At 61.7% G+C, this 23,293-nt stretch carries 34 protein-coding genes; 24 read left to right on the top strand and 10 right to left on the bottom strand.

Features of this window, described 5'->3' with window-relative positions; all coding sequences use genetic code 11:
- Positions 1 to 14: 14 nt before the first annotated feature.
- A complete protein-coding gene (locus CQ13_RS16090; RefSeq protein WP_082637498.1) occupies positions 15 to 554 on the bottom strand; it encodes a MarR family winged helix-turn-helix transcriptional regulator in 540 nt (179 codons plus the stop codon).
- A gap of 385 nt (positions 555 to 939) precedes the next feature.
- On the opposite strand from CQ13_RS16090, the gene CQ13_RS16085 reads away from it, so the two are divergent.
- Both CQ13_RS16085 and CQ13_RS16080 read left to right on the top strand, forming a co-directional pair.
- Positions 940 to 2,448 carry a porin gene (locus tag CQ13_RS16085; RefSeq protein ID WP_057843841.1) on the top strand — a complete coding sequence of 503 codons (1,509 nt, stop codon included), beginning with the start codon at positions 940 to 942 and terminating at the stop codon, positions 2,446 to 2,448.
- A 484-nt stretch (positions 2,449 to 2,932) separates the two neighbouring features.
- Positions 2,933 to 3,637: an addiction module antidote protein gene (locus CQ13_RS16080; RefSeq protein WP_057843840.1), complete on the top strand. Its 705-nt coding sequence runs from the start codon at positions 2,933 to 2,935 to the stop codon at positions 3,635 to 3,637.
- 137 nt (positions 3,638 to 3,774) lie between these two features.
- Here the strand turns inward: CQ13_RS16080 and CQ13_RS16075 are convergent, their stop codons facing one another.
- The 6 genes from CQ13_RS16075 to CQ13_RS44455 form a co-directional block, all read right to left on the bottom strand.
- Entirely contained in the window at positions 3,775 to 4,977 is a 1,203-nt protein-coding gene (locus CQ13_RS16075; RefSeq protein WP_057843839.1) for a site-specific integrase, read from the bottom strand.
- Positions 4,978 to 5,173: 196 nt separating this feature from the next.
- Entirely contained in the window at positions 5,174 to 5,644 is a 471-nt protein-coding gene (locus CQ13_RS16070; RefSeq protein ID WP_057843838.1) for a hypothetical protein, read from the bottom strand.
- A 2-nt stretch (positions 5,645 to 5,646) separates the two neighbouring features.
- A complete protein-coding gene (locus tag CQ13_RS16065) occupies positions 5,647 to 5,883 on the bottom strand; it encodes a hypothetical protein (protein WP_245309197.1) in 237 nt (78 codons plus the stop codon).
- A 157-nt stretch (positions 5,884 to 6,040) separates the two neighbouring features.
- Positions 6,041 to 6,286, bottom strand: coding sequence for a hypothetical protein (locus CQ13_RS16055; RefSeq protein ID WP_057843836.1), 246 nt, complete (start codon positions 6,284 to 6,286; stop codon positions 6,041 to 6,043).
- Positions 6,283 to 6,693 carry a hypothetical protein gene (locus tag CQ13_RS16050; RefSeq protein ID WP_057843835.1) on the bottom strand — a complete coding sequence of 137 codons (411 nt, stop codon included), beginning with the start codon at positions 6,691 to 6,693 and terminating at the stop codon, positions 6,283 to 6,285. The genes CQ13_RS16055 and CQ13_RS16050 overlap by 4 nt, the downstream gene beginning before the upstream one ends.
- Positions 6,694 to 6,778: 85 nt before the next feature.
- Positions 6,779 to 7,108 (bottom strand): helix-turn-helix domain-containing protein, encoded by a 330-nt coding sequence (locus CQ13_RS44455; RefSeq protein WP_197427351.1) that lies wholly within the window; start codon positions 7,106 to 7,108, stop codon positions 6,779 to 6,781.
- 91 nt (positions 7,109 to 7,199) lie between these two features.
- On the opposite strand from CQ13_RS44455, the gene CQ13_RS44450 reads away from it, so the two are divergent.
- A complete protein-coding gene (locus CQ13_RS44450; RefSeq protein ID WP_057843833.1) occupies positions 7,200 to 7,457 on the top strand; it encodes a carph-isopro domain-containing protein in 258 nt (85 codons plus the stop codon).
- Between the two features lie 382 nt (positions 7,458 to 7,839).
- Positions 7,840 to 8,022, top strand: a complete 183-nt coding sequence (locus CQ13_RS16035; protein WP_057843832.1) for a hypothetical protein — start codon at positions 7,840 to 7,842, stop codon at positions 8,020 to 8,022.
- A gap of 7 nt (positions 8,023 to 8,029) precedes the next feature.
- Here the strand turns inward: CQ13_RS16035 and CQ13_RS16030 are convergent, their stop codons facing one another.
- Positions 8,030 to 8,656: a DUF4145 domain-containing protein gene (locus CQ13_RS16030; RefSeq protein WP_082637496.1), complete on the bottom strand. Its 627-nt coding sequence runs from the start codon at positions 8,654 to 8,656 to the stop codon at positions 8,030 to 8,032.
- A gap of 323 nt (positions 8,657 to 8,979) precedes the next feature.
- Between CQ13_RS16030 and CQ13_RS16020 the strand changes: the two genes are divergently transcribed.
- The 11 genes from CQ13_RS16020 (at position 8,980) to CQ13_RS15980 (ending at position 13,339) form a co-directional block, all read left to right on the top strand.
- Positions 8,980 to 9,264: a hypothetical protein gene (locus CQ13_RS16020; protein WP_057843829.1), complete on the top strand. Its 285-nt coding sequence runs from the start codon at positions 8,980 to 8,982 to the stop codon at positions 9,262 to 9,264.
- Positions 9,265 to 9,371: 107 nt separating this feature from the next.
- Positions 9,372 to 9,527 carry a hypothetical protein gene (locus tag CQ13_RS43050; protein ID WP_156433703.1) on the top strand — a complete coding sequence of 52 codons (156 nt, stop codon included), beginning with the start codon at positions 9,372 to 9,374 and terminating at the stop codon, positions 9,525 to 9,527.
- Positions 9,528 to 9,532: 5 nt separating this feature from the next.
- Positions 9,533 to 9,820 (top strand): hypothetical protein, encoded by a 288-nt coding sequence (locus tag CQ13_RS16015; protein WP_057843828.1) that lies wholly within the window; start codon positions 9,533 to 9,535, stop codon positions 9,818 to 9,820.
- Positions 9,810 to 10,142: a hypothetical protein gene (locus CQ13_RS16010; RefSeq protein ID WP_057843827.1), complete on the top strand. Its 333-nt coding sequence runs from the start codon at positions 9,810 to 9,812 to the stop codon at positions 10,140 to 10,142. Before CQ13_RS16015 ends, CQ13_RS16010 begins: the two co-directional genes overlap by 11 nt.
- Positions 10,139 to 10,462, top strand: a complete 324-nt coding sequence (locus tag CQ13_RS16005; protein WP_057843826.1) for a hypothetical protein — start codon at positions 10,139 to 10,141, stop codon at positions 10,460 to 10,462. Before CQ13_RS16010 ends, CQ13_RS16005 begins: the two co-directional genes overlap by 4 nt.
- Positions 10,459 to 10,635, top strand: coding sequence for a hypothetical protein (locus CQ13_RS43045; RefSeq protein WP_156433702.1), 177 nt, complete (start codon positions 10,459 to 10,461; stop codon positions 10,633 to 10,635). Before CQ13_RS16005 ends, CQ13_RS43045 begins: the two co-directional genes overlap by 4 nt.
- Complete coding sequence (locus tag CQ13_RS16000; protein WP_057843825.1) at positions 10,632 to 11,450, top strand: hypothetical protein; 819 nt, start codon at positions 10,632 to 10,634, stop codon at positions 11,448 to 11,450. Before CQ13_RS43045 ends, CQ13_RS16000 begins: the two co-directional genes overlap by 4 nt.
- Entirely contained in the window at positions 11,447 to 11,827 is a 381-nt protein-coding gene (locus tag CQ13_RS15995) for a winged helix-turn-helix domain-containing protein (RefSeq protein ID WP_057843824.1), read from the top strand. Before CQ13_RS16000 ends, CQ13_RS15995 begins: the two co-directional genes overlap by 4 nt.
- A complete protein-coding gene (locus CQ13_RS45660) occupies positions 11,824 to 12,915 on the top strand; it encodes a hypothetical protein (protein WP_245309196.1) in 1,092 nt (363 codons plus the stop codon). The genes CQ13_RS15995 and CQ13_RS45660 overlap by 4 nt, the downstream gene beginning before the upstream one ends.
- On the top strand, positions 12,912 to 13,151 hold the full coding sequence (locus tag CQ13_RS15985; RefSeq protein WP_057843823.1) for a hypothetical protein: 240 nt from the start codon (positions 12,912 to 12,914) through the stop codon (positions 13,149 to 13,151). Before CQ13_RS45660 ends, CQ13_RS15985 begins: the two co-directional genes overlap by 4 nt.
- Positions 13,148 to 13,339: a hypothetical protein gene (locus tag CQ13_RS15980; RefSeq protein WP_057843822.1), complete on the top strand. Its 192-nt coding sequence runs from the start codon at positions 13,148 to 13,150 to the stop codon at positions 13,337 to 13,339. The genes CQ13_RS15985 and CQ13_RS15980 overlap by 4 nt, the downstream gene beginning before the upstream one ends.
- 146 nt (positions 13,340 to 13,485) lie before the next feature.
- On the opposite strand, the gene CQ13_RS15975 is transcribed toward CQ13_RS15980, so the two are convergent.
- Positions 13,486 to 13,716: a hypothetical protein gene (locus tag CQ13_RS15975; RefSeq protein ID WP_057843821.1), complete on the bottom strand. Its 231-nt coding sequence runs from the start codon at positions 13,714 to 13,716 to the stop codon at positions 13,486 to 13,488.
- Positions 13,717 to 13,775: 59 nt separating this feature from the next.
- Between CQ13_RS15975 and CQ13_RS15970 the strand changes: the two genes are divergently transcribed.
- From CQ13_RS15970 to CQ13_RS45005, 9 genes are all read left to right on the top strand, one after another.
- Positions 13,776 to 14,114 carry a hypothetical protein gene (locus CQ13_RS15970; RefSeq protein ID WP_057843820.1) on the top strand — a complete coding sequence of 113 codons (339 nt, stop codon included), beginning with the start codon at positions 13,776 to 13,778 and terminating at the stop codon, positions 14,112 to 14,114.
- Complete coding sequence (locus tag CQ13_RS15965; RefSeq protein ID WP_057843819.1) at positions 14,111 to 14,524, top strand: hypothetical protein; 414 nt, start codon at positions 14,111 to 14,113, stop codon at positions 14,522 to 14,524. The genes CQ13_RS15970 and CQ13_RS15965 overlap by 4 nt, the downstream gene beginning before the upstream one ends.
- Positions 14,525 to 14,527: 3 nt before the next feature.
- Entirely contained in the window at positions 14,528 to 16,393 is a 1,866-nt protein-coding gene (locus tag CQ13_RS15960; protein WP_057843818.1) for a ParB/RepB/Spo0J family partition protein, read from the top strand.
- A gap of 26 nt (positions 16,394 to 16,419) precedes the next feature.
- A complete protein-coding gene (locus CQ13_RS15955; RefSeq protein ID WP_057843817.1) occupies positions 16,420 to 16,692 on the top strand; it encodes a hypothetical protein in 273 nt (90 codons plus the stop codon).
- On the top strand, positions 16,689 to 17,033 hold the full coding sequence (locus CQ13_RS15950; protein WP_057843816.1) for a DUF4031 domain-containing protein: 345 nt from the start codon (positions 16,689 to 16,691) through the stop codon (positions 17,031 to 17,033). The genes CQ13_RS15955 and CQ13_RS15950 overlap by 4 nt, the downstream gene beginning before the upstream one ends.
- Positions 17,030 to 17,335 carry a hypothetical protein gene (locus tag CQ13_RS15945; RefSeq protein ID WP_057843815.1) on the top strand — a complete coding sequence of 102 codons (306 nt, stop codon included), beginning with the start codon at positions 17,030 to 17,032 and terminating at the stop codon, positions 17,333 to 17,335. The genes CQ13_RS15950 and CQ13_RS15945 overlap by 4 nt, the downstream gene beginning before the upstream one ends.
- On the top strand, positions 17,332 to 20,826 hold the full coding sequence (locus CQ13_RS15940) for a phage/plasmid primase, P4 family (RefSeq protein WP_057843814.1): 3,495 nt from the start codon (positions 17,332 to 17,334) through the stop codon (positions 20,824 to 20,826). The genes CQ13_RS15945 and CQ13_RS15940 overlap by 4 nt, the downstream gene beginning before the upstream one ends.
- Positions 20,827 to 21,203: 377 nt before the next feature.
- Positions 21,204 to 21,992, top strand: a complete 789-nt coding sequence (nusG, locus tag CQ13_RS44445; protein ID WP_057843813.1) for a transcription termination/antitermination protein NusG — start codon at positions 21,204 to 21,206, stop codon at positions 21,990 to 21,992.
- A gap of 240 nt (positions 21,993 to 22,232) precedes the next feature.
- On the top strand, positions 22,233 to 22,466 hold the full coding sequence (locus CQ13_RS45005; protein ID WP_210183070.1) for a hypothetical protein: 234 nt from the start codon (positions 22,233 to 22,235) through the stop codon (positions 22,464 to 22,466).
- 20 nt (positions 22,467 to 22,486) lie between these two features.
- Here the strand turns inward: CQ13_RS45005 and CQ13_RS15930 are convergent, their stop codons facing one another.
- Positions 22,487 to 23,164, bottom strand: coding sequence for a hypothetical protein (locus CQ13_RS15930; protein ID WP_156433701.1), 678 nt, complete (start codon positions 23,162 to 23,164; stop codon positions 22,487 to 22,489).
- Positions 23,165 to 23,293 lie beyond the last annotated feature (129 nt).

Below are 23,293 nucleotides of genomic sequence, written 5' to 3'. Positions count from 1 at the left end.
TACCGTCGGAGAGGTCATATACCCATCGCTATCTTCAGGCTCGCCTTCTCAAGACGGCCCTTCAGGGTCGCGAGTTTGCCAGTGAGCTCGCTGAGTTCACGGTCGCTGAATTCCGCGAAGACGAAGTTGTTGAGGGCCTCCTGCTCGGAGGCCAAGTTTGCAATGTGCTTATAAGTCTTGTCCGTCAACGACATCTGCACAACCCTTGCATCGTCTGCCGACGTCCTCCGCCGCATGAAACCCTTCTTCTCGAGCATTTTCGACTGAGTCGTGACGAACGACGGGTCTACGTGAAGCATCTTTGAGACGTCCTTCACTGGGACGCCCTCACCTTTGTCCAAATCGGCCAGAGCCATCAGGATCATCCATTGCGGGCCGCTGATGCCGAGGGCTTTTGCCCAGAAGTAACGAATCTCCTGGAGGTGCACGTTGATGGCGGCGATCTCCCAGGAGAGTTGCCGGGCGATGTCCTGATTCTTTCCGCCGAACTCATCCGACCCTCCGCGGCTGCCGCGGCTCGACGAGTCCGACCCCTTACGGAGTTCCTGTGCCATCGTTTCTCTAACTCCGAGTCAGCGGGTACTAACCTAACTGATTTACCTAACAATATCATCCGAGTGCACGCCTTTCTGGCGGTTCCCCGAACACGATTTTGCGAGCAGCCGGTGTTGCCACAGCGACACAGTCGAACAGGATAGATATAGCTGAGTATATAAACTATTTTGATTAAGTAAGTCGCGCATGCATAGTTCTGAGGACGGCCGAGGGGGGTCCTGGGTCGTCCCGTTGCAGGTGGTTCGCTTAAGTCCCTCGCGTTCATGCGGGTGTGTCCGAAGACGCGAAACGACTGAGCGGTTTTTCAAAGGCGAGGGCGGATCTTTCCTGGGGGAACAGCCACAGGTCCGTCCTCGTCCTGGCAGAGCAACTTGGAGGTTTAACATGACTATGATCAAGAGCCTTGTTCTCGGCTCGGCGGCGGGTCTCATCGCCGTGAGTGGAGCGCAGGCTGCCGATCTTCCCGTCAAGGCCAAAGCGGTCGAGTACGTGAAGATCTGCTCCCTGTACGGCGCTGGTTTCTACTACATCCCCGGCACCGACACCTGCATGAAGATTGGTGGTTACCTGCGCGTCGACACCACGTTCAACGGCGGCATTTTCGATCAGCCCGCGTGGAACGGCAATCTTGGTCAGCAGAATCGCTTGCGCGATTACTATGCTGCCCGTTCGCGTTTGGCGCTCAGCGTAGATACGCGCACTGCCACGGCGTACGGCGTCGTTCGCACCTTCGGTCAGGCCAACTTCAATCTGAACTCGTCTACCGGCGAAGGTCCGGCTGTGGCTGGCACGCAGACTCTTGGCGTGGATTTGGTGTTCATCCAGTTCGCTGGGTTCACCTTCGGTAAGTCTGCTTCGGCCTATGCGACGCCTTGGCACGGTTATCCGGGCAACAACTCCTCGTTCCTGCTTGGCGGCCATGACGACGTCGTCGGCACGAACAACATCCAGTACACCGCGCAGTTCGGTAACGGCGTGTCCGCCAGCATCGGCCTGGACGACCCATACTACAACCGCACTCAGTTGTTGAACGTGGGTCTCGGCAACGCGTCCACCGCCATCACGGCAGGCACGAACGCCTACTCCGGTGCGCGTGCTCCGGACATCGTCGGCAACATCCGCGTCGACCAGGCGTGGGGTCTGTTCCAGATTTCGGCCGCGGCGCATGAAGTCAGTGGTTCCTACAACATCCTGACTCCCGGCAACCTGCAGGAAATCTCTGGCCACCCCGATTCCAAGTGGGGCGGTTCGGTGATGGCGGCGTTGCAGCTCAAGAACCTGCCCACCGGCCCCGGCGACGACATCAAGGTTGATGTCTCCTATGCCAAAGGTGCCACGAAGAACGTGATCAACACGGCGCCCAGCTTCGCGATGTTCGGTAGCTCGGGCCGTGCGGACTCTTACCAGAGCATCGGCTTCGGCCAGACTGCCGACGGTGTCTACATGCCCGTTGCTTTGGGCGGCACCGGCGACATCAAGCTGGTTGATGCGTACGGTATTCGTGGTGCGTTCAACCACAACTGGGATCCCCACTGGTCGACCAGCCTGTTCGGGTCCTGGGCTGCGGTGCGGTATGGTGGCAACGCCCTCGACCTCGGCACGGCGAAAGGTCAGTGGTGTGCCAACTACAACGTCGGCAAGGCGCCGAGCGCAGACTACTCTTGCAACCCCGATTACAACATCTCGCAACTCGGTTTGATCACCCGTTGGACTCCTGTTGCGAACCTGACGTTCTCGGCGGAAGTGATGTGGTTCCACCTCGACCAGAAGTTCGGCGGCGCTGCCACTATGAGCGCGGCGAGCAACGTGGCGGCTCCGAAGCCGACCACGAGGTACGAGTACAAGGATCAGGACGCCGTTTCGCTCAACGTTCGCGTTCAGCGCAATTTCTGATCCTGAACTGAACTATCGCAATGACCCCCGGCGGTTTTCGCTGCCGGGGGTTTCTTTTTTTTGGCGAGCTCCACGCCAGCACACCGAAGTGGCGCGCAAGCTCACTGAAGCGCTCAAAGACTCGGAAGTGCGTCCTGTCATCAGAATGTTCGCCGGATCTCCGTCGCGCCGTTTGAACTCTGCATGGAGCGACGAGCCTTCAGCGAAGCCTTGTCGCCCCGCACACCATCGAATCCTCAGCAAAGCGTCTTCGCCGGAACATGCGCCGATGTGCGTAACTAAAATATATGTTGTAATAACTTGAGTAATTCATGTATTATCATCAGGCGTAGTCGCCAAATTGGTTGGCGGCCTCTCATGGAGAAGCGCACCAGCATCTTCAGAAATACCTCCGAAACCTCTGGCCATGCCCGGCCAGAGGTTTTTCGGCCTCTTGAGGGCTATTTCTGATTGCGCCCGTGAGTGCAGACTCGGATGGCACCAGATGGCCAAGACGGCGCGTCGCCCTCAATACGCCAGCACGGCTCAGCTTGAAAAATTCTTGAATCAGGCGTTTCAAACCACCGATAGCCGTCAGGTTTGCCTGGCTCTCGGTGAAGCAGTCCGGGCCCAAAATGTCACGGCAATCGCTATCGCATCAGGAATAGAGCGGGCACACCTCTACGGGGCTTTCGTATCGGAGAGGGGGCCGCGGCTTTCCACAGTGACGAAGGTGATTACGGCACTGCGCCTGAGGCTGGTTACACTGCAACCGTCCGCATCCACGCTCGAAGGATATAGTTCTCAACAGCCAGTGCATGGCCATTTGCGTTACAGCACTCCGGCGGGAGTTGCCGAGCTCTTGAATCCTGCCCTTGCAACATCCAATCTTCGTGCCATTTGTGCTACCTTTGGGGAGATCATCCGAGCCCAGGAGAATGTTACTGAGTTCGCGCGGCGAATACAGATTGGCCGAACACGACTCTACCGCTCGTTCATGGGCGATCGTTCTCCCGAATTTACGACTGTCCTGACGATTCTCGGGGCGTTCGGATTGCAGCTACGTGTAGAGCGGGTAAGCAAACGGAAAGCGTCGCTCGATCCCTATTCAACGCGGAGCCTTGGGAAATCGGCAGAGCTTGGGAAATCGGCGGAAATGGTATTCCCCCAACAACTTCCCGTGGAATTCCCACCAATGGTGGAGGCCTGAACGGGTCTTGGCTCGGTCGAACGGTTTTCGTCCGCCTGACGCTCTTAAGTGGTGCCGGTTGAGAGGATTGAACTCCCGACCTTCGGTTTACAAAACGGGTTTTCGGGCGCGGCTCTGCATGCAAGTTGTGCCCGATTTTATTGGCCTTTCTGCGATTTCGCTGATCCTGAAACCGAAGGCCGGTTTCCTGATTTTGATCCTGATGCGCCCTGGCCGAGGGTGACGATCTGCACCTCTTCCGGCGTCAGATAGGTGAGGTACATCTCGGTTGTTTTGATCGAGGTATGACCGAGACGGCCCTGCAAAACATAGATCGAGCGGCCGCTTTTCAGCCAATTGACGGCGTGCAGGTGCCGCAGATGGTGGAACGCAAACGGGCGAAAATCCTGGTCCTGTTTTTGGGCCTGGCCCGCGACGGCCTCGACAATGCGTCCGAAGTTCGAGGAGGCCTGTCGGTAGCGCTCCGCTTTGCGCTGGCCGAGGCGGGCGCGCTTGCCTGCCTCGGCGCGATGCCAAAACAGCGCTTTGGTCTCGATCGAGGCCGGCAGCGCCGACAGGCATTCGAACCCGAAGTCCTCGCCATCATCGACCAGGTCGATCACGCGCAGCTTGTTGCGCTTGCCGATGACGGTCAGCTGTTTGCGCTCGCGGTCGAGATGGGCGCGGTCGGCCTTGACCAGTTCGTCGAGGCGCGCGCCGGTTTTGAGCGCCGCGCGGATCAGGTCGGCGAACAGCGCCGGCGCCCGCTCGATCACCATCTGCACATGGCGAAGATCCGGCAGCACGATCGGGTCGCGGCGTTCCTTGAGGCGGGACTTGCGCCGTCCGCCCGGCTTCAGCCATGCCATGACCGGATTGTCGTCGCGCCAGCCTTCGTCGACCATCCAGTCGCACACGCTCGAGAGGGCGGTCAGGTCTCGCTTGATGGTCGCGATCGACGCGGTGACGGGGTGCTTGCGGCCCTTGGGCACGGCAGGAACGTCGCGCCGGTTTTCGACGATGCTACCGACCAGCGCCTTGTCCAGCTCGTCGATGTATAGTCCGTCCAGATGGCGCGCTAGAACGTCCAGGGAGGTCAGGTAGCGATCGAACGTCTTCGGACTGATCTGTTCGGCGATGTGTTTGCCCCAGCCGTCCAGCGCTTCGCTAAAGGTCCGGCGGTGATCGCCGTAGCGTTGAGCCGCTATCTGGCGGTCGCGCTCCGCCTTGCGGCGGCTTCGCGCAATTGCCGGATCGTCTGTGCGTAGTGACCATTTGATGTCGCGGCCGCCGGTTTGAATCCGGCCATAGAGGACGCCGTCCCGCCAGAAACAACCCTTTGGTGCCTTGCGTTTTGACATGCCGCCTTCTCGCGATCGCTGTTGAACTGGTCGAGCAGCGCCGCGTCGAAAGTCCAGATGCCCCGCGGCTTGGCAGCGCCAGGGATCTCGCCGCGGGCCGCCATGTCGCGCACTGTACGGGCCTCGAGGCCGAGGATCGAGACGGCCGAGGCGATCTTAACGCGTTTTCTGGGGAGTTCCTGGCGGCGGGGCATGGTTAGCCTCGATGACCGGCTGAAACGGTGTGTACGTCGTCTTGACGCATACGTCGTGGTGTCGTACGTTTGGCGTAGCTCCACCTAGAAAGCAGGGCCAGATGACTTCGAAGCAGTTCAACAATGCTGTTATTAAACTTTGGGGATCGGTCTATGCATGCGCCGCCCCGCTGGGGATTAGCCTCCGCCAGGCTCAACGCTATTCGGCTGGCGCCGAGATCGCGGCGCCCGTCGAAAACCAGATCAATCTCCTGCTCGATCACGTTAGAGGTCTCAAGGAAGATAGAAAGCGTCTGATCGACCAACTCGCGTTCTTCGACAGGCCTGGTGCAAGGATCGGTGACAAAAACGGCGACCATACTGAGGCGTGGAAAACGATACTCCGCGATCGTGTCGCTGAGCTTGAGGATCTTCTCCGCAACCATCCCGCCGGGTTCGTTCCGCAAATCTAGCAGGTGGATCATCTTGCGCATTTTCAATCGCCCTCGATCTGCGCGACTAGCTGCAGCCGGCTGCCCTCGATCCGGGCGCGGCCGCTGGCGGTCAGGCGATCGACGACACTGTAGGCAATGCGTCGCGTGCCAAACCGCCAGCCGCCGCCTGCGTGCCGCTCAAAGGGGCTGAGTTTGAGCAGCGAGAGATACTTGTAGTAGGAGGGGGCGAGGCGGATCACGCCGGGGCTCCGCCGTCCTCCGGCTTGATCAGCGGGCACGGGGGCAGCGCCCGCTGCGGCGGTGAAGCCGGTGATGCTGTCGCCGCGACCGGTGCTGCGGCGGACAGGGAGGGCGGCGGAGCTGCTTGATCTTGTCCGCGCTCGGCAACCCGCCGAGGCGCATTGTTGATGGCGTGGGCCATGGCGCGATCGGAGATCATCGCTTGCTCATCTCCCGCGCCACGATCTCCTGAAATGCCAGCGCCCTGGCATCGTCCAGCAGCATGACGATGTCGGCCATCGCGTAACGGTTGTTGAACAGCCACCGGATGGCACCACGCTCATCACCCGCGGTGCCGGCTTCCTGCAGGCCGCGGGCCATGCTCTCGATCAACTCCTGGCGATAGGTCGGGGGTTTCACCACGATCGGGCCTTCCAGCCACCTGAATTCGGCGGGCATCATGCGAACGCATTCCTTCCCGGAAATGGCCGTGCGTCTTCCCGCCCGCTCAATCGCTTGCGGGCGCGGGCGGCGGTGGTGATGGCGTCCTCGAGGTCGGCGCGTTCTTCATGCGTGAAGCGCGTGCGATCGATGATCCGTGTGGAAAGCTGGTGCTGATGGGCCGTCCGCTGCGACAGCGTCACGACTAGGAAGCGGCTGCGGTCGGCGCGATCGATCGAAAGCAGGGCCTTCGGCAGCCACACGGCGCCGCCCGCATCGCCATCGTCGGAGACCAGCACGTCGGTGTCCGTCTCGTCGTGCCGGAAGAGCATCAGGCAGGTCACATGCCCGGCGAACGACTTCAGCGGGCGGCGGCCGAACGAGCGGGCGCCGGATGGGATGATCGAGGTGGCAGGGGAGGTACGCACGACAGGGTTTCCCGTGATGTTGATTCACGGGAAATGCTAGTTCGCGATCTGCGAACCGTCAACTATAAAGTTCGCAATATGCGAATTATCTGTTCGCAGCTTTTCGGCGTCTCGCAGGCGTTTTCTGCAGGGAGGCGGCCTTGGAATCTGCCTTGATGCTTGGCTTGGGGCCGAGCTTTACCGCGACCTCATAGCCGGGCTGGCCAATATCGCCATACAGCAGCCAATCCAGCGAGATGCCGAACCGCTCGCGGATTCGCTTGGCTTTTTCAGCAGGTAAAGGGCGTTCGCCGGTTTCATAGCCGTTGAGCGTGTTCTTTGCGATACTCAGCTCAGAGGCGAATTGAACCTGGTTCATGCCGCGAGACTCGCGGAATGCGATTAAGCGTCGGCCAACATCCACATCACTATCCATAGTGGATATCTGAGCACGCAACCCGCGAAATGTCGTTTCGCAAGTTGCGTGCGCTTGACAGGTTCGCGAAATGCGAACTATTTCTTGGAGCATGACGATTGATTCGGATTGGACATGGGGCTCGGTCATTGACGCTATCGGCGGCACCAAGGGTGTTGCCGGTGGGCTGGGAGAGTCTGCATCCACGGTGAGCGGCTGGCGCTCACGGCCCGGCGGCATTCCGGGCAAGCATTGGGCTGCCGTCGTAAAGCTGGCGGCCGATGCCGGTAGAACTGAAATCACTCTGGAAGTCTTGGCTGAGGTCGCTGCGCGTCGGCAGGCGAATAATTTCGATGAGGCCCGGGCATGATGCTGCACCGGCAAGCGAACCACTATTCCCATTCCTGTACTCTCCCCGCACTGAGGCGGGTGGCCGCCACTCACACCCGCCGGATGAGTGCACAGCATATGACCACAACCGTACGTTTGGGAATCGGAATCGTGTCGCAGCTGTGTTCGCAAAAAGACGGTGCCTGCTCTGCTCGTCGCGCGTTGCTGTCTCATGGCGGCACACGCTGGCACAATTTTCATAGTGCAGCGCAAGGTTGCGCACGCGCGTTTCCCGTTCGATCGACAGTGTTGTTGCGTGGGGGAGTTGCATCATCATGGTGGGCGAATCAACAGCGAGACGGTCGCCGTTGCCTAGGAGAACGCTTCGAACAATTGTTCGAAGAGACATTCGGACCGAACGATTGTCGAAATTCGGCCGCGTCTGCTGCGAGCTTTGGCCGGACCAGAAGCCTGATGTCATCATCGCGCAGCGGGCGGGCTGCTCGGAGCGGGCGGCGCAATTCTACATCACGGGTGATCGCGAGCCTTCCTATGAAGCACTCATGGTCGTGCTCGACGAGCTTCGTCCGCGGAAGCGGGCTTGAAGCGCTCTCAGGGCGCGGGCGTTTGTCTGCGCGCCTGCACCATGGCCGGCAGAGAGAACAGATAGCGCATCACCATCTCGGAGATGCTGCGAAGCTCGGTCAGCTCTTCCCGGGTGGGTGGCGCATCTTCGTGGGCGGCCTCGTTGCCCAGGTCGCGCACATGATCCGCCCATTCGGCGATGTCAGCCGTGAGTTTGCCATTCGTTGCGAGCTTTTTGATACGCGCAGCCAAGGTGCCGGTCACGGTGACGTCGATCTTCTTAAGGCCGACGTCGAGGGCCTTGCGGTACATCGTGCCGGCGGCTTCCTCGTTACCTTCCGTCGGGAAATTCCGCTCCGCCTGCAGGTAGATGCGTTCGACGTCGCTCGGCATGTTTTCGGGGATAACAGGACCCGGTGCTTCGGGCCAGAACTCTTCAACACCGAGATGTTCGGTCAAGTCTCTATCATCCCAATTTCTGGGATCCTGAGCAAGACCGCTCTTCGGCTGCATAACGGCGCAACTTGGCAACCCGCATTTGGGGCAGTCGAGATGAACAATAGCCTTTTGCATGCTGAAGTAGGCCGCCGGCCTAATCTGCAGCGCAATGTGGTCCGTGAGGCAATGCGGGCACTTGTGGGTAAAGGTGGCCATGTCAGAACAGTCCGAAACTCAGGAAGCGGAAAAACACATTCGCGTCGCGCTCCGATCGGGGGATGCGATGCTGGCGATGCTATCCTTTTACGAGATGCGGTCGGAAGCCGAAAGGCTTGTTTTCGTCAGGCTTCTGGCTGGTCGCGTGATCGCGCAAGCGGGTCGTGCCGTAGCTTGATCAGTTCGGGCGACGGCCTTGGCATCCAACAGCCCGGGTCACTGATATGGGGCGATCGCATCGCGATGACGGCTACATCGGGAAGGGCGCGTGACCGCGCTATGTGCCCCGCCGTCGCCCGAAGCGATTTCGTTCGGAGGACGGCATGAACTCGATCCCGCTGATCGATGCAACCCGCCGCCTCGGCGCGGCGCCGAATTGGAATCATGAGACCGACGGCATCTGCCACACGCTGGATATCTGCGACCGCGACGGCTTCATGATTTCCGGCTGGATGACGACCGATGCCGAGCGCAAGCGCATCGCGGACGGCGCTCCGATTTTTCTGCACATCCAAGGCCGCGTGCATCCCGTCGTCAGTTTGACGGTCGGCAACGCCGCGGATGTCGTTCCACTCGAATCCGTGAGGCCCGCCAGCTCCGATCGCTGATCCGCTTCACGCAAACAGTTCCCAGTTGCATTGCGTCCCAAACCTGCACGCGCCCGGTCATTTCCGAGCGTGAGCCCTCTTGTCTCGAAAGTGAGGAGGTCTTGCCGATGTCGGTCGAAATCTCGGACTTCGAGTTGGCAATGTTCATCGCCTGGTTGGCCGCGAGCCTGGCATCGTGTCTCGGCATGGCGGTGGTGTTCGAAGTGAAGCAGCGCCGCTCGCCGGTCGGCCGCATCGCGCCGCACCGCTGGTTCGGGGTGTAGGGGCCATGGTCACCCTGCTGAAAATCGTGATCGGCATCCTGCTTCTGTTCACCGCGATCGGGTTGGCCTGCGCGGTACGGATCGGCCGGAGGCGCCCTCCGCCGGCCGATCCTTTCGCGCATCCGTTCGGCGAGGTGGCGCCGCTGCCGGCGGGCTCGCTGGCCGAACTTCATTCATTCAACCATTCCGCTAGGCCTGCCAGCCGCGCGGACCAGGGCAGCGGCGGCTATGGAAAAATCCTCTCAGGGGCCGCCGCTGCCCGCACCTTTCGGAGGGAACGCCGTGCACGCTGATTTCTCCCCGGTCGAGCACGCCAATTTCGTCGCCGCGAGAGTGGTCTCGCATGCGACCGCCTATCTCGACGGCCGCAACGATGCCGACACGCTCTACATCACGGCGCGCTCGGTATTCTGCGAACTGATCGCCGTCGGCGAGGACCTGCGCGCCAAGGCAATCCTCGACGCCACGCGGTTGCTCACGATCGCCATGCTCAACGCTTCGTCGGTGAAGGATAAAGCGCGGCTGGACCGCTGGCAGCAGGTGATGGGCGCGCTGATCGAGCTGGTGCGGATGGAATCGACCGAGCTTCGCCGCAATGGAGCGCAGCGCTCATGAGGGAGCTTTCAAAAACGCTGGGCGCGCTGATCGACATCGCCAGTCACGTCGTGACCCGACACGGCCTGACGCTCGCCGGCAACATCGTTAGCGGCCAGTTCGCCGAGGTCGCCGCCGAAGTCCGCGCCGCCGACGCGCGGCCCTCCGAGGGCATCCGCTGCACCAATGCGGCGCTCGCGATGGTGATCGCGCTGGAAGCTTATCGCGACGGCGACCGTGATCCCGGTTCGCCCTGGCTGATGATCGCAGGCGCGCTGCTGCCAATCCTGCGCGCCGACGCCTGGCGCGCGCTCAACGACGAGAAGGAGGCGAGGCGATGACGAGCCACGCCGACACGGACCATCTGCGGCCGATGCCGCTGGCCGAACTGAACGAATGCTGCGGCCGGCTGCAGGTCGAGGAATGGGCGGGCCTGCGGGAGCAGTGCCAAAACTGCCCGCTGCTGATCGAGCGCCGGCGTGAGCATGCGCTGTACCTGGCGAGGGCGCTATGACCGCAAAGTTGCGTCCGATCAAGCCGATGAAGTTTCCGGACCTGACCCCGGCGGAGACCTTTGGCGCCAAGCCGGTTCCGAAATGGATCGCGCCGACCAGCCTGCTGGTCGACGGCACCTATCAGCGTGACTTATCGGAGCGCTCGATCCGCCTGATCCGGCGGACGATCGAGGGCTTTCGATGGAATCGATACAAGCCGCCAATCGTGGTGCAGACAGGGCCAGCCACGCTGCACGTCATCGACGGCCAGCACACCGCGATCACGGCCGCGACGCTGGGCATTCCAGAAATCCTGATCATGATTGTCGAGGCCGACGGCGTCGACGAGCGCGCGCGTGCCTTCGTCGGGCACAACAGCGACCGCATCGTGGTGTCGCCGTTCGATATTTACAAGGCGCTGCTGGCCTCCGGCGACCCGGACGCCCAGGACGTCGATAATGTCTGCAAGCGCGCCGGCGTGCGCATTCGTGTTATTTCCCCGTCCTCAGCCATCGCGGAAGGCGACACCGCTGCAGTCGGCCTGATCCGCTCGCTGGTGAAACGCCGCGGCGTCATTCTTGCCCGCAAGGTGCTGCAGTGCCTGGTCAGGGCCAAGCGGGCGCCGCTCTCGGGTGCCGAGATCCTCGCGACTGAGCGCGTCGTCTGCGAGGAGCGGCAGGGTTGCGACCTAGAAGCGTTGACGGCCGTGATCCGCGTCGAGGGCAATGACGGGCTGGCGAAAGCGCTGGTGAAGGCCAAGACCGACCGGACGCCGGCATGGCGTGAGGTGGCCAACCGCTACCTGAAGCGGCTTGATCGTGAGGCGGCGGCATGACGCTGCGAGACGATCTGATCGCAAAACTGGAAGCGGAGAACGACGAATTGCGCGCGCGCTGCCGGGCGCTCGAGGAGGTATTGGGCTTTACCTTCGAGGCGCCGCCCCAATTTGGGTTTACCAGAAACGAGACGGTGATCTTCGGACTGTTGCTCAAGCAAAAGCTGGTGATGCGGACATCGATGATGGACGCGCTCTACCTGCACAAGCAGGACGAAGCCCAGATCAAGATCGTCGATGTTTGGGTATGCAAGATGCGTAGGAAGCTCCGTCCCTACGGTATCGCGATCCAAACACAATGGGGTCAGGGTTATTTCCTGCCGCCGGCGAGCAAGGCGATCGCGCAGGGCTTGCTTGACGATGCGAGGGCTGCATGACCCTGCTCGCCGCATACGATCGCGCCCGCGCCGCGATCGCCGAGGCCCGCACGGTCAAGGCGACGCTGCAGATCCGCGACCAGATCGATCACCTCAAGTTGCACGCGCGGCAAGTGCAAGACCGAGATCTCTTGGCGGAGGCGATCGAACTGCAGCTCCGCGCCGAGCGGCACCTGGGCGAACTGCTGGCGGCCGCGGAGAAGTCCGGCGAGCTCGCCGGCAAGGGGCGGCCGAAGAATATCACCAAGGAATCTGCGGCAACACTGCCGGCGACGCTGAAGGAGATCGGCGTCGAGCCAAAGCTGTCGGCCGCGTCGCGCAAGGCGGCAGCAATGTCCGAAGCGGATTTTGAAGCGAATGTCACCGCCGCTCGCGATCGCATCAAGAGCGGCAAGGCGATCACCATCGACGTTGCCGGCAGCCGCGCCATCATGGCCTCGCGGGTCGAGGCGGATGACAGCCTCGATTATTTCCCGACGCCGCCCTGGGCGACGCGCGCGCTGATCGATCTGGTGCTGTTCGAGGCGCTATCGATCGAGGTCAAGGACGCGATCGCCTGGGAGCCGGCGTGCGGCGAGGGGCACATTGCGGAAGTCCTGACGGAATACTTCCGCGAGGTCGTCGCCAGCGACATCCACGACTACGGCTACGGAGAGCACGTGGTCGACTTCCTCGCCTGCGAGCAACTCGCCCGGAAGGAGGACGCCGACTGGATCGTCACCAACCCGCCGTTCGCAGAGAAGAGCGAGGCGTTCCTGCTGCATGCGCTGAAACTGGCGCAGATCGGCGTTGCGATGTTCGTCCGCCTGCAGTGGCTGGAGACCGAAGGCCGCTATGAGCGCGTGTTCTCGCAATTCCCGCCGACGCTGATCGCTTTCTTCGCCGAGCGCGTCAATCTCTGCAAGGGTCGATGGGACCCCGATGGCACGACGGCAACAGCCTACATCTGGCTGGTCTGGGTCAAGGGCAAGAAGCCGCGCGCGCCGTTCTGGATTCCACCCGGCTGCCGCGAGTCCTTTGCGCGGCCGGACGACGTCGAGCGGTTCACACAGCATCCCGTGGCAAAGCGAAGCATGGTGATGGCATGAGCCGCGGCCGCAACCGAGACAAGGACTGCGCCTACAAGCGCGCCCTATACAAATCGGAAGCCCCGGGGATTCACAACGGCGACTTCGTCAAGCGGGACAACGCACTCTATGACCCGCGGCGCGATGCGCCGCTGCAGCATGCCGACCTGACGGCCGCCGTGATGGGCGATCCGCCGATCGGCCGACGCGCGATCGACGAGAAGCTAACCCAGTCTCACCGGCCGGAGGCATCATGACGCCCTTCGTTTCGCAAATCTTGCTCGCGCTCGGCCCGTACGTGGTGCCGGTGTTTATCCTGATATTCGCCGCGCTGCTTTGTCTCGCCATGTGGCTGCTCGACAAGCCCGGCGTGTGGCGCGTCAGCATGGCCTGCCTGATCCTGGCCGGGCTCGCGCTGCAACTGGCGCCGTTGGTGCTGCCATGAAGCAGCACGCGGATTTGACGGCAGCCTGGCGCGCTCTGAGCGGCTGTCGGAGGGACCGTTCCTCCAGATTCAGGCGCTCCGGGCGCGGCCGGGCTGGGGTGAACTGGGGCGATGAGCTGGAATTTACGGGGGAGGGCGGCGTGACCTCAGTCAGAAATATCGAATTGCCGTTGCAGGTCGAGCACCACGTTCTGGAGGATGCGTTCAGTTGCACCGCCGGCGACAGCCGGCGGCCAGTAAACGCCTGGGCTCCAATTGGCAAGCGGATGAGCCACGGGAGCGATGTCAATACCTTCGAGCTTCTCGGGCGCTGCCAGATTGACCCGATCAACGATCAATTCGGCGATCTGCTTTCTCGGTTTGGTGGGCTTCGTCATCGGTCTCTCCCTGTTCCTGCAAATGTGAGGGCTGCGCTGCCGCTTGTCGAGGCCTGGATATGACCGATCGCCATCGCATCGCCAACCGCCGCGCGCTGGAGACCATCGCCATCGAGCATGAGGGCCAGCGCTACAAGATCGGCCTGGGCCGCGAGGTCGCATGCGTCGATCGCGCGCGGCTCGGGCCGATCGCCGAGATCTTCCTCAACGGCCAGCAGGTCAATTCCCAGATCGATGTCCTGGCCAGCGATGGCGCGATCCTGATGTCGATGCTGCTGCAGTACGGCTGCCCGCCGCACGACATCGCCCACGCCATGAAGCGCAACCCGGACGGCTCGCCGGCGTCGCCGCTCGGCCGCGCTGCGGCGTTTCTCATTGAGGGGCCGCGCAATGCATGAGCGACAAGCCGGTTACCGAGCGAGGAAAGACGCTCTGGGATTTCCTCTCGATCGTCCATCACCCGGCATTCCGCATCGGCTTTCTGGATGCGCGCTGCGGCCGTCCGCCGGATCACGACAAGATCCTGCAGCGGATCGTCGCGGAGACGCCGGCGGGCGCGCTGAAGCGGCTGGGCTGGGCCGATCGCGACCTGTTCGACGGGCCCGACACGTTTGGCGTCGACAGCGCGCAAGCAAAGGCTGCGGCCACGTCGATCGAGATTGCGCAGTATCGCTACGAGGAAGGGCGCACGCTGTTTCTCGAATACGGCGTGCGCTGCAAGGCGTGGGGACATCCGGACTATCCGCCGGTGGCGGTGGTCGAATTCTGCCGAAGACGTGCCAGGGAACAATCTGAACAGGGAGACTGATCTATGTCCACACACATCCAGGTGCCGTTGAAAAATCTCCGCTTCGGTCATGAAGCGCCGAACCATCCATCAAACGCGCGGGTGACCGGGCGCCTCGACGACGTGCCGGCGCTGGCGGCCAACATCTATTCCCGTGGGCAGATCGAGGATCTGATCGTGTTCGATGATGGCGTGCCGCCACTCTATTTCGTCAGCGATGGCAACCGCTCGCTGGCGGCGCTGCGGCTGATCCATGGCGAAGACAGAGACGATATCCTGATCGACTGCAAGGTGAGGCCGGCGGAGGGCGCGTTTGAGGATTCGCTGGCGGTTGCGGTGACGTCCCGCAAGCTGCATCCGATCGATGAGTATGAGGGCTACGCCAAGCTGAAGGAGACCGGCAAGACCAACGAGGAAATAGCGCAGCAGTACGGGCTGACCGAACACGAGGTTGATCAGGTGCTGGCTCTCGGCAGCTTGTCGCCGCAGGTGCGCGATCTCTGGCGCAAAGGGGAACTCAAGACAGAGGTTGCGCGCTCACTCCCAATGGTCGGCGATCACAAGGCGCAGGACGCATTGCTGAAGAAGCTTAGTCGCGACCAGGGCGAGGAGGGCGAGCCGAGCTATCGCAACATCAGTGACTACGACATCAAGCGCGAGCTAAAAATCGATCGGGCCGGCGTGCTGGTCGAGTTTGTAGGCATCGCCGAATATGTCAAAGCCGGCGGCAAGGTGACGCGGGATCTATTCGGCACAGATCACAAGGTATCGGATGCCAAGCTGGCAAAAGAGCTCGCCGATCAGAGGCTAGCAAGGGAATGCAATGCGCTGGTCGCGGCCGGCTGGAGTTTTGCGGTCCCCGCCGACAGCGTCAGGAACGTTCAGCACAAATACACGCTGGCCAAGGTCGAGGAAGGCAAGCCGCAATCGGAGGAAGAGCGCGAGCTGTCCCAGCTTCGCGCCATGTTGCCTGAGGATGACCACTTCGGCGATCCGGTGCCGTTTGCCTCGTTGAGCGGCAAGCAACAGACCGCGTTCCTGCGGATCCGCGATATCGAATTCGCGATCGAGGCGCGGCGCTACTCGCCGAAGGTGATGGCGAAGGCCGGCTGCTTCGTCGCGATCGATGATAACGGCATGCTGGACATTACCTTCGGCAAGGTGAAGGAAGCAGAGAAGAAGGCGGCGGCGACTGAGGTTAAGGCGGCTAAGAAAGAAGCCGCTAGGGCCGCTGCAGGTGGCGGCAACGATGCGCCGGCGCCGGAGCCCGTCGAGATCTCCAATGCGCTGCGCGAACGGCTGCATGCCCAGCTCGTCGCCGCCACGCGCGACGGCCTCGTGGCCGCGCTAGATACCGACATCCTGAAATCGCCGCTGGCGCAGATCCTCGGCAATCTCGTCAGCAGGCAGATCACCGTCAATGGATCGTCCGTCCAGATCTATTCGCACGGCGTTTCCGACAAGCTCGCGGCGATGCGCGAGGCGCTCCCGGCTGACATTATCAACCCAGCGATCGCCAAGCGCTTCGATGCCGATGATTACTTCAGCAACGCCCCCAAGGCATTCCTGATCAGGGCGATCGCCGAGACGATCAATCCGGATGAAGCGCGAAAGGCTTCCAATGGATTCGCTACGAAGGCGGACCTGGCGAAGTTCGCCCTGACGAACGTCGGCAAGAGCGGCTGGCTGCCGAAGGAACTGCGGACGTCGCACTATGTCATGCCGGTTGTGAAGGGGACTGCAGCAGCAGCGGCGAAGGCCGGGGCTGCATCGACGTCGCGGCGGCCTGCCAAGCCCACGGCGAAAAAGAAAGCTACCGGCACGCCTGCCAAGGCGGTCAAGCGTGCGGCAGCGGCGAAGAAACCCACAGCGAAGAAGAGCAAACGGTAACGGGGCATCACGCGGGGAATCCAGCGATGGGCGGGGAATTGCACGAGGGCGTGGTGGCGTTTCGGCCACTGACGCCCGGCCGTGAAGCGGTGATGCTCGGCCGCGTGCAGGTCGGCGAGATCTCGCCGACGCAAAACCCGGCCGGCCGCTTCCCGGTCTGTTTCCGTCTCAACCTTCCCGACTGTTCCTCGCAGGCCTGGCGGCCGGCGCGCACCATTGCCGACGCGCAGCGCCAGGCGATCGACAAAATCAACGATTGGCTCAATGCCGCAGATCTGCGGCCGAATGGGGCAGCATGACCGTCTACGTCGATGACGTTCAACACAAGTTCCGGCACATGACGATGTGCCATATGTGGGCCGATACGCTGGCCGAGCTGCTGGCGATGGCCCGGCGCATCGGGGTGCAGCCGAAATGGCTGCAGCAGCCGCCCAAGGCCTCGTGGGTGCATTTCGATATCTCGCTCGGCAAAAAGGATCTGGCGCGGAAGTATGGCGCCGTGCTGACAGACAAATTCGGGCCCGTCGAGCACCTGGCAAAGCTGGACATCGCGAGCGGAGATCTGGAGCGGGTCAAATACGGCCAGGCGAAGCTGCAGCAGGTTGCGGCTGCGCGAGCATTGCGGAGCGCGGATCAATGATCCCGCCCGGCAAAACCACCTTCGCCCGAATGCAGACCGCCGCGCACAACGAGGCGCAGCGGATCGAGATCATTGAGGATGGCTGGGTCACACTCGGCCAGTTGCCGGTGCCGCGGCCTGATCGTGTCCGACTGCGCGACGATTTTGCCGGCATCGTGCGGCTGATCGACCTTATCGAGGCTGACGACATTATTCGCGGCCGGCTCGAGGACGCGCTGAAGCGCCAGGCGGCTACACCGGCGCCGGCCAGCCGCCCGGATACCGAGCTGGTGCCGGTCGACGAGGAGGTCGCCTCGGAATGAGCCGCGACGATGCCTTTGAGACTTGGCGCCGGCGAGCGCTTGATGCCGACATTCTTGAAGTTGCCCTTAGTGGCATCGTGAAGGCACAACTGCGCAAAAAATCCCGCGAGCACGTCGGGCCGTGTCCGATGTGTGGAGGTGGCTCGAATGTGAAGGGCAAGAAACGCGCGCCTGACGGTTTCGCGGTGAACCCTGCAAAGCGTGTCTTCAATTGCCGCCGCGGCGGCGCCGGCGGCGACGTGATCGCGATGGTGATGCATACGTGCGGCGTGCCGTTCCTGGCCGCGTGCGAACTGATTACCGGCGAGCCGCCACCGGCGCAAGGCAGTGTAATCTCCGAAGAGACAAAGCTTAAAAGCGAGCAACTGAAGGCCGAGGCTGCCGAGCGGGAACGTCGGCGTATTGAAGACGACAACATATATCGAGCGCGCGAGATTCGGACCGTCCGCGACATCTACGATCACGCGCATCCGTTCGCGGGTTCGTCGGCCGAAGTTTACGCGGGCATCCGCGGCCTAGTGTTTCCGCCGGCTCCAGCGGACCGCGCTGCGCCGATCAAGTGCGTCGAGGCGATGCCTTACCATATCGACAAGGACACGATCGTTCACCGCGGTCCGGCGATGGTTGCACCGATCATCAGCGCCAATCGGGAATTCCGCGGGCTCCATTTCACGTATCTCGATCTGTCGGGTGAAAAGGGCAAGATCCAGATCGAGCATGAAGGCGAACTGCTGGACGCCAAAAAGTCGCGCGGGTCCAAGCAGGGGAATTTCGTTGCCCTCTATGGTCCGCCGGCGCCGGAAACGCTGGTTATCGGCGAAGCGATCGAGAAGACGATTGCAGTCTATATGGCGTTATCGGCCGCCGGCGAGGATTTGTCGTCGGCCGCGTTCTGGTCGGCTTGCGATCTCGGCAACCTCGCCGGCAAGTCGGCCGCGACTGTCGTACATCCGACGCTGAAGAGCGAAAAGACGGGGCCGCCGATCAAGGTTGCGGGCAGCGCTCCGGATCTAACGGCGCCGGCGATTGAGATTCCGGACAGCGTCACTGATCTGGTCTTGCTCGGCGATTCAACCTCGGACCCGTTTTCTACCAAACTCGCCATGGCACGCGCGTCCGCTCGCTACGAGCGTCCCGGCCGAACCGTGCGAATAGCATGGGCGCCCGCCGGCGCAGATTTCGATGATCTGTTGCGTGAAGCGAAGGGTGATGGAGCGCTGACCGCGGCTGCACTCCAGCAGATAGCGGGCATATTCCATGCGGCAACACCCTTTGTCGCCGAACCCGAACCCAAGCTCTTGTCACCCGACGAGCTGCGCCGGGTAGGCCTTGCCGCGCTCGACCAGGAGATTCAGCGCCTGCGCGATACCGAAGGCCAGAACGCGCGCGCCAACGTGCTGCAGGAAGTCGCCCAGGCCGCCGGCAGCATCATCGGTGCCGGCGCGGTCAACGAGGCGTTCGCAAAGGCCCTGCTCGAGGAGGCCGCCGCCGGCGCTAGCCTTATCAAGGATATCGGCGCCAAGGCGGTCAAGGCCACGATCGCGGCCGCGCTGAAAGCCGGCAAGAAGGCCCCGCGCGATTTCAGCAAGCCCATGCTGAGTCAGCCGCGCCCCGGCGAAGCCGGGAATAGCGCGGCTGTCCATATCTCTTCTTCCCCGCCGGAGGCGGGGTCGGCCGAACCGTCTTGGGTTTCTTCCTTTTCTTCCGCCGCTCCCCCCGACCCCCTCGGGTTGGAAAACAGCGAGGAAGAAACCCTCGCAGACGAAAGCGATGACGGCGACGATCTACCTCCCGATGACGAGATCAGCGAGGAGACCTTCCGTCTTTGTGCGAGCCTTGATCAGTCCGACGTCGACAACGGCCAGCGGCTGATCGCCTATTTCGGGCGCGATCTCCTGGTGCGGCAGGAAGATGACGTTGCGGCCGGCCAGATGCTGGCCTGGACCGGCACGCATTGGGATCTCGCCGGCGGCGAGGCGCTAGCGCATCTGATCGGCCAAAAGGTCGGCGACATGATCAAGCGTGAAGCCGACTACATCGAGATGACGCCGTCGGAAGCGCGCGCGGTGACGGCGGGTGAGGCCGCAGCGAAAGAACTGAAGGATATCGATCTGGAATCCGGCGGCGTCGAAGCGATCGCGCGCGCCGAGCAGCTCGACGAACTGGTTAAGGCCATGAAGAAGGCCCGCGCGGCACTGTCGACGCGCAAGACCAACCGCCGCAAATGGGGCGTCTCGACCAAGAACGCCGGGCGCATTGCGGCGATGCTTAAATGTGCCGCGCCGCATCTGCGCCGGCACCCGGACGCCTTCAATGCCGATCCGCTGAAGGTCGCAACGCTGACCCATACGCTCCGCTTCGTACCTATTCGGGACGACGACGATCCGGAGCCCGATGGTGCACGGCCGCTGATCGACCGCGAGAGCGGGCGCGTCCAGTATCGCCTCAAGGCCACACGCGGCCACGATCGCGACGACATGCTGACCGCGGTCATTCCCTTCGCCTACAACAAGGAGGCAACCGCACCGAAGTTCGATGCCTTCCTCGATCTGTTCCAACCGGAGCCGAAAAAGCGGCGCACGATTCAACAATTCTCAGGCATGAGCCTGACGGCCCAGCCGGTGCAGCGCGTGATGTACCATACCGGCACTGGCGGCAACGGCAAGAGCGTCTATCTCGAGGTGCTGGCCCGCGTGCTCGGCGATGGCCTGGCCGTCGGTCTGCCGGCGGAATCAGTCTCCGGCCAGGTGCAGAACAACCCAAGTGCGCCAACGCCCGACATCGCGCGCTGCTACGCCAAGCGCCACTTGCGCATCGCCGAGCTGCCGAAGGACGTTCCGCTCAAAGTGGAAACCATCAAGAAGCTGACCGGCGGCGAACGCTGGCCGGTGCGCACGATGTACAAAGGCTATTTCGAGTTCAAGCCAACCGCCAAGCCCCACATGAGCGGCAACGGCGAGCCGAAGTTCGACGGCGCCGACGGCGGCATGCGTCGACGATTGAGCATCGTCGAATGGAGCGTGACGCTAGCAGAGGAAAAGCATCGCGACTTCGAGGAGGTAGTGGCCGAGATCGTTGCCGAAGGCTCTGGCATTCTCAACTGGCTGATCGCCGGTGCACGCGATTTCCTCAACAGCGGGTTCATCATCTCCGAAGACGTGGCAAAAACCACGGCCGAACACTTCAGCGAGATGGACCCGTGCCAGCAGTACATCGACGCCCATGTGCGGCCCGACCCTGGCGGTCCGGGCGTGCCGGCGCGCGACATGTATCAAGGCTTCCTGCGCTTCGTCGACGTCAACGGCATGGCCAAGATGCACGAGACGCGGTTCGGCCGCACCATGAAGAAGAAGCTCACGCGCGACGACACCAAGCGGGTGCACGTCTATGTCGACGTCGCGCTGCACGACCTGCCGGCACCCAGCGCCGATCCTCACTCGCACGGTCCACCGCCGGATCATCCGGCGTCGTTTGCCGATCAACCATTCTGAGAGGGCAAATCTGTTGCACAGAAGACACCGAGGGTTCTGCACATCGCGAGGGTTTGCGCGAGGGTTGATCGCAAACCCTCGCGCGTGCCTTGTCATTGATCGGCAACACTTTTCCGTTTCGCTGCGAGGGTTGCGAGGGTCTCGCGCGCGCATACACGTGCGAGAAGGGGTGCGGGGGGCGTGGTGGTCTGGGCTGCGCACCGTGCCGGCGAAGACAGCAACAAATCTTGGATCATGCGAGGAAAACCCTCGCTACCCTCGCATTTTCTCATCAACAGATTGAAAGAAAACAACAAAAACCCTCGCATCTATTTCTAAAAACCCTCTCTAAACCCTCGCAACCCTCGCAAAGGATTCAAGATGCTTAGTCGAACTTGATGTTCTTAGACCAAAACGCTGCGGCACAGCGTTTCCGGAAAAAGCTGTTCTCGATCGGAACAGCTTTTTTGGGCCAAAGCCCGATCCGGAAAAACATTCCGGATCGGAATATTAACCTGAAGCCCGGCCTTCCATCCGGGTTCGACATCACCAGCGAGAGGGGAAAGCGATGTGGAGATATGAAAACCGGAACCATGGAATTGGTGCGGACCGCGTTGGCGGAAATCACAGGCGCGGAAGTGCCGCCCGCAAAGGCCGGCCCGGATAGATACCTGGTCACCGTGCGGATGAACCGAGAGATGGATGCGGTCGACAGCTTCCGGCGCTACCATGTGCGGTCTTACTGGCCAAACTACGAGGAGCTGCTGCCGGTCCGGCAGGTGCCTGGTGTTCGGCCGGTTCGGCGGATCAGGCGTGTAGGCATCCTGCCGGGCTATGTCTTTGCCGAGGTCGACCCGTGCCGCGACTTCACCGATCTGCTTGACCGCATCATCGGCGCTTTCGATGTGGTTCGTACGGCCTCCGGCGTGCCGCTGCTCATCACCGACGATGACGTTCAGATCATCCGGAAAATCGAGATCGGCTTGAACACGCCGAAGGAGGCGGCGACTGGCCATGGTGAGTACAAGATCGGGCACAAGGTCCGCTTTGTTGACGATTTGCTGGGACGATGGCCGGCCGGCAGGATCGTGAAGCTTGCGCGGGAAGGGAGAATCAGCGTTCAACTAGAACTGATGGGGCGGAAGGTGAGCATCACTGTTCTTCCGCACCAGATCGAGCGGACGTAAGCATCGCCCTGCACGGGATGCGGGATCCCAGCCCAAGGCCCTCGACGCCGAAGTGATGATCGGTTCACAAGCTGCCAGATGTGCAGTTGTTGGGCGGCGTGGCCCAGATTGAAAAGCCGCGGCATCGCCCGGGGCTTTTGTCGACAAGATCGACAGCCGCGGCCGAATTCAGGTATTGTTGGGCATGATCCGGCATACCTTGCCGGCTGATATGGTCGTTGCTGCCCATCTGGAGATGCAATGTCTCGCGTTTTATACTCTATTTTCGACGTTCCGGGAAACGGTGAGTCCGGCTATCTCAAGATCAGCTATCGGTGCGCGCGGCCAGTAAGGAGGCAGATTCCGACAATGACCGGGGCTGTCTGGTCCGAAGATATTGAAAACTACGAGGAGACAGAGACGGTCCCTTATTCGTCGGCAGCCGAGCGAGATGCGCTTGCGGCGAAGTTTGAGAAAATGCGCGGTGGTGGCTGATGGCGGTGGCGGCAGTTTGACTATTGTTTTTTCGTCACCCGCGGTCCCACCATGCCAGGGAAGAAAGGTGCGATAGACCCTTCATTGAATGGTACGCGATATTCCTTTGTATCGTCTTTAACAACCAAGTTGAACCGAGACCAAGACGCCAGAAACTCTTCCTTGCTCAATCCGCCTTGCTTCGGAAAGACGGCGACCAAACGGATTGGCGCACCCGGCGGAATAAGGTTTATCTGATCAATGGCAACAAGTTCATTTTGTGTGTCGACCTTCAATGTGAGCTCCGAGCCGTCGATCGCGGATCGAATTGCAGCTGACTTAAGCGAGACCTCTTTTTGAGAGATATTTCCTCCCGGAAATGTCAGGCTACCTACGTTGCTACCGGCTAGAGGGCCGCCATTCATAACGATGTTATAGTACCATTGGAGAGGACCATCATCCCTAGCTGGCGCGCTCGCTTGGAGTGGCATTGGCCTTGGATGGAAGATTGCCCAAACAAAAAGTACGACGGAGAACGTAAGGAATACCCACGTTCCAAGAATACCAAATAGAAGCATTGTTCTTGCCGCTCCCACCTTGGACTTCAGGCGATCCCAAATCGATAAAAGTGCACCGGAGGCCGCAACTGCGAGGGCGAATGTGCCAACACCGAGAAGGCCATATCCGAATTCGCGCGCACTTGGCCATAGGTAGGTCACGGCCGTGCCTACAGTGCCCAGCCCGAAGGCAATCCACCAGCCAATCCCAGTCCATCCCATGGCGGGATATTAGCCACATGCTCGCGCTGGGCGCGAGTCTCATTTGGTTAGGGGGTAGGGGGAGGGGTG

This window comes from Bradyrhizobium retamae (assembly GCF_001440415.1).
Classification (GTDB): Bacteria; Pseudomonadota; Alphaproteobacteria; order Rhizobiales; family Xanthobacteraceae; genus Bradyrhizobium; species Bradyrhizobium retamae.
Note: the sequence above shows the minus strand (reverse complement) of the source record. Positions and strands in the feature narration are given on the sequence as shown.